Source organism: Paenibacillus sp. 05T425, from assembly GCF_056396205.1.
The window spans coordinates 1-392 of the sequence record NZ_JBFTLA010000156.1 but is presented as its reverse complement, the minus strand read 5'-3'; the positions used below and the strand labels follow the sequence as shown (position 1 = coordinate 392).

Annotated in this window: 1 protein-coding gene; it reads right to left on the bottom strand. The window is 56.6% G+C overall.

Translation table 11 applies throughout. The features are described 5' to 3' along the window. Positions 1-312: cytochrome c oxidase subunit 3 family protein (locus tag AC1DF0_RS32560; protein ID WP_477577748.1), on the bottom strand; the 312-nt coding region annotated here is incomplete at its 3' end. Between the last annotated feature and the right edge of the window lie 80 nt (positions 313-392).

Below are 392 nucleotides of genomic sequence, written 5' to 3'. Positions count from 1 at the left end.
GCCCAGGACCTGCTTCTTGTTGCCACGGAAGAACGCCAGCATGGCGAAGCCGTAGGTGATCGAACTGAACAGCAGCAGAGCGGTTTCGCCCAGTACGTATGGCAGTTCGAAGATGTCGTGGCCCGACGGGCCACCCGCTACGTTGTTAACCAGTACCGCGTACGCTGCGAAGATCGACGCAAACAGAATGCAGTCGGTCATCAGGTAGAGCCAGAAACCGAATACGGTCATCTCGCCCGAGTCGTGGTGATGGTCATCATGCCCATGTCCATCGACATGGGTGTGTCCAGCATTGGTCACTAAGTTCGACATGGTTTAAGCCTGTTCCAACGAGGTTTCAACACGGGTGGTGGTGGCTGGGACTTTCCCGGCTGCTACCAGACGCTTGTGCT